Annotated in this window: 2 protein-coding genes; both read right to left on the reverse strand. The window is 64.8% G+C overall.

Translation table 11 applies throughout. From position 1 onward, the window contains the following. Nucleotides 1-412: 412 nt before the first annotated feature. Complete coding sequence (locus tag AC5RV1_RS21170) at nt 413-3442, reverse strand: glycoside hydrolase family 2 TIM barrel-domain containing protein (protein ID WP_493995926.1); 3030 nt, start codon at nt 3440-3442, stop codon at nt 413-415. Between the two features lie 122 nt (nt 3443-3564). Beyond that, on the reverse strand, nt 3565-4572 hold the full coding sequence (locus tag AC5RV1_RS21175; protein WP_493995927.1) for a LacI family DNA-binding transcriptional regulator: 1008 nt from the start codon (nt 4570-4572) through the stop codon (nt 3565-3567). Nucleotides 4573-4707: the final 135 nt, after the last annotated feature.

Here is a 4707-nt window from a genome sequence, read left to right on the forward strand (position 1 = left end):
CTTGGCACACTATTGAGTTCTCAAACAACAGACACACCCGGCACCACCCAACCAAACGGTTCAGGATCGCTCCGGAGCAACTTTTCAAACTTACCCGGTCTCAAGCAGCAATGCAAATCAGCGTTTCCGCGACCCGCGCTACCCTCAACCAGCCCCACCCAAGACCGGCACACCAAAAGGCGAACCATTTTCAGGCCGTTCACAAAGGGGGGATAAGCCGCCATCTTTCCGCTTCAGCGGCGGCGACTCAGAAAACAATACACCCCCCAAGCCCACCCCGCAAATCCACCCCACAACACCCGCTATACCCCCAAAACCCCCCAAAACCCGCGGTTTTCGGAGTCCCAGCCCCGGTCTCAGCGCCCCGCTACCCAGCAAAGCACCACTATGGACTGGCTCACACCCCAACACCTCAGCCCCGAACCCCAAACATCAGCACGAAGTCCGCATCACGGGGCTTAAGCCGGTACTGCTCCAGCACGCCCGGACCACAGGCAGCGGTTCCCACACCCCGAAGCGCATTGTCCAGGTACACGTAACTCCTGCCATCGGCTGACAGGTCCGGGCGGTGAGCCGCTGCGTCCAAAATGTCCTGGCCGAAGGGCCGGACCGTTAGGGTAAAAGGATCCCCGGCAATCTCGAGCGTACTGCTCATGAGCTCCAGGGCGGCCCGCCGCACCCCTGATCTCGCCCCGGACTCCTGGGGCCGCACGTAGTCCACGTCCAAGTCGGTCAACGGCAGCGAGAACCAACCCAGCCTTGTCCCCTGCCCCGTATCGGGGTAGCTCTGGTGAGGGCCCTGCCCGAACCACGTAACCGATGTGGTCTCTTCACCCAGGACGATTTCCAGTCCAATGCGGGCCCACTCCACCGAAAAGCCGCGGTTGACCCATTCGCCATCCGGCCTGACCTGAGTCCGGAGTGCAACGCTTGTACCGTCGCTGCTCCAGGTGTAGTCCACCCACACGCCATATTGCTTGTCGGCGGCGCTCACGCGGGTGCGAACCGTCAGGGCTTGTCCATCCCCAGAGCAGGCGTCCGAACTGATGCCGAGCAACCGTGTTTCGAGGCGGTTCAGCCCGGCGTCCGTCCATTGTGTGGCGAGAGGTCGCTCGTCGGCACCACTCCACTCCCGGCCCAGGTCGTTGTCCGTAGCGGGCCACCACAATGCCAGGCTCATCTTCTCGACGGGGACCCCGCCAATGGAGGTGGGCATACCCGTGACTCGGCTGAGAACCACCGGTCCCAGGCTGAGCTCGGTTTCCTGGACGAGCACGAATTTAACCGGTACTGGCTGAATCGCGGCGCCAAGCCCCCGAGCCGCCTGCCCCCACGCAACTTCGTGCCCTGCCGGTGCCCACGCTGAATCAGCGGCAAGGACCGCGCTGACGGTAAGTACCGTTGGCTCGTCGTCGGGCAGTGACTCGGCGAGGGCAGCAAGACTGGCGGGCAGCTTCACGGCTGCCTCGGCGTGAGGCGCCACGGGGGCAACGTCCACAGTGCCGGCGTCGATCAGCCCGCCGTCGGACTCGACCACATACCGGAAGCTGTAGGCGCCGGTGCCAGCGAAATCCTGCCCATTGCGGACCGTGAAGCCCGACCAGTCAGCGGCCACGCTGATACGCAGCGGTTCGATGACTTTCTTGAAGTCCAGCAGTCCCGGCCTGGGATTGCGGTCGGCGTCCACCAGCCCATCGGTGACAAAGTTGCCGTCGTGCACTTGCTCCCCGAAGTCCCCGCCGTACGCGTAGTGCTCGCCGCCGCCGGGAGTGGCAACGGTGATGCCGTGCTCCAGCCATTCCCAGACAAAGCCGCCCATCAGCCGCGGGTACCGTTCGAAAAGCTCCTGGTACTCACTCATGCCCCCGGGGCCGTTGCCCATCGCGTGTACGTATTCGCACAGCACAAAAGGCATGGCCCGGCGTCGGGCATCCAGTGCGGAGTTTTCCAGGGCCGGCTCTATGCCCTGTCCGATCAGTGCCGTTTCCGCCTGGCTCGCATACATCCTTGAGTAGACATCCACATGCGCGGAAGACCAGTCTCCCTCGTAATGGATGGGGCGGGACGGATCCCGGTCCTTCGTCCAGCGCGACATGGCGGCGAGGTTCCTGCCGGTGCCCGCCTCATTGCCGAGCGACCACATGATCACCGCCGGGTGGTTCTTGTCCCGCTCGACCGTGCGGCGCATACGGTCCACCAGCGCGGCTTCCCACTGCGGGTCATCGCTGGGGTTTTGAGCCCAGCCGGCGCTTTCAAAGCCGTGGGTTTCCAGGTCGCACTCAAGCACAACGTAGAAGCCAAGCTGGTCCGCAAGCGCCAGGAACTCCGGATGGGGCGGGTAATGGGACGTCCGGATGGCGTTGATGTTGTGCTGCTTCATGAGCCGCAACTCAGCCTCCATCACATCCCTGGGAACTACCCGGCCCAGGCGCGGATGGTGCTCGTGGCGGTTGACGCCGCGCAGCAGGATTCGCCGCCCGTTGACCTTGAATTGGGCGTCTTCAATGGCGATGCTGCGGAAGCCAACCTGGAGTGCCACGGCCTCCCCGGGAGCGCTGACGGTTGCCTCGTAGAGCTTGGGCACCTCAGCGGACCACGGCTCGACGGCGGGGAGCCGCACCTCGGTGCCTGTGGGCAGTTCCAAGTTCAGTTCCGGAACGCGGACGACGGCGTCAATCGCCTGTCCGCCCCGGCTTGCCTCCACCCGGAGGACGCCTTCGCCGGTGCGGTGGTCGTAGTCCGCGTGCACAAACGCATCATCAATGCCGCCGGCAGGCCGCGCCTGCAGGGTAACGTCACGGAAGATGCCGGGGAGCCACCACATGTCCTGGTCCTCCACGTAACTGGACGCCGAGAACTGGGCGACGCGCACGGCCAGGGTGTTCGTTCCCTGCTCCAGGATTCCGGAAACGTCGAATTCGTGGGCAAGCCTGCTGCCGCGCGTCGTTCCGAGTTCCACTCCGTTCAGCCACACTGTTCCGGCGGATTCGATGCCGTCGAACCGCAACAGGGCATGCGGAAAAAACTCGGGCCCGGCCTCAAAGAGCACCACGTGGTCCCCGATGGGATTTGCCTCGGGAACGTGCGGCGGCTCCACGGCAAACGGGAACTGGACGTTGGTGTAGGCAGGGGCCCCGTGCCCGTGCATTGGCCAGCTGGACGGAACGGGCAGGCTCTCGAAGCCGATCAGGTCCTTCCCCAACTGCCAGCCGTCCTCCGGTGCCAGCCGGATTCCAGGGCTGAGCCTGAACTGCCATTCCCCGTTGAGCGACAGCCTTGGTGCATCACTGGTCAGGAAGGCCCGCGCCGGCAGGCTGCCGGCGCCGGGCTCCAGGGAGGACAGCTGCCGGACGCCCTCCGCACCAATTTCGAGGCTGACGGCGGGCGAACCTGCCGCCACATCGGGGCTGCTGGCGGGGGCGGAGGGCGATTTGACTGACATAAGCTTCCTTGCTGGTCTGTCGGAAGGGTTGCAGGCGGACAGCATTCACTTGGGGACGATGCTACGTGAACGTTCACGGGCCGCACACCGAGCTTAGTCGACTTTCTCCGGTTTGAGTAGGGTCAGGCGGACTGGCGAAGAACCAGCTCGTGCTTTAGGACCAGCATGGCGTCTTCGCTTCCGGCCTCCACCGCACCGGTCAGCAGGTTATCTACGAGGTCGACGGCGGCGCGTCCGACCGCCCGCAGGTCTAGGGCGAGAGTGGTCAGCTCGGGCGTCAAGAGCTCCCCCAAAGGGATCCCGTCCATCCCGATCACGGCACAGTCCCCCGGCACCGTTTTTCCGGCGTCCTGCAGTGCTTTTAGCGCACCTGCCGCCATGAGGTCGTTGAATACCAGAAGCCCGTCAATTCCGCCTCGATGCTCGATCATGGAGTGGACGGCTTGCCGGGCAGCGGGGGCGGAATCAGCGGCCTGCTGTACCGTGAGCTCAATGCCCGCTTCCTTTGCTGCAGCGGCGACGGCCAGCCCGCGCGTGGTGGCGGGACCCTCCTGGTCCGAATCAAGGTACGCAATCTCCCGGCAGTGCGCCGCCTGGAGGCGCTTCAAGGCGGTCCGCGCCGCGTAGGAGTAGTCAAAGGCGATGCTGCCGGCCGCGTGGCCCGACGGGTCGTCGAGCACCACGACCGGGCGCCGGCCCATCATCGCCTGGGCATCACTCGAGCAGGCGCCAAGATAGCCGACGAGCGCGTCGACCTGGGGTGCGAGGCGGGTGACGGCATCCAAGCCGCTCCCGCTGCCGTGGCCAAAGTCATCAACAACCACGTTCCAGCCCCGCTGTGTGGCCACTTCCACCACACTGGACGCAAAAGCCGGAAAGTAGGGGTTGGTAAGGTCCGGGATGGCAAGCCCCAGAGAGACCCGTGCGCCCTGCACCAGGCCCTTCGCAAACCGGCTCGGGGTGTAGCCCAACTCGGCCGCGAGCTGTTGAACCCGTTCCCGGGTTGCAGGACTGATTCCAGGCATGTCGTTCATGGCCCGCGTCACCGTCTGACGCGAGACGCCCGCGGCGGCCGCCACATCCAGAATTGTTGCTCTACGGATGTGAGGTTCACGGGAGCTAGGGGCCATGACGGTAAGTCTAGGCGGGCCAGGGCTTGCGGCTGGCCGGCTGCCGTGGTGGTTGTTTTGTTTGTTAAATGCGGCAGGGCCCTGACGTCGTTTGTCAGGGCCCTGCTCGTAATTTATGTCCGGCGGTGACCTACT

Source organism: Arthrobacter sp. Hb9-2 (assembly GCF_059091165.1).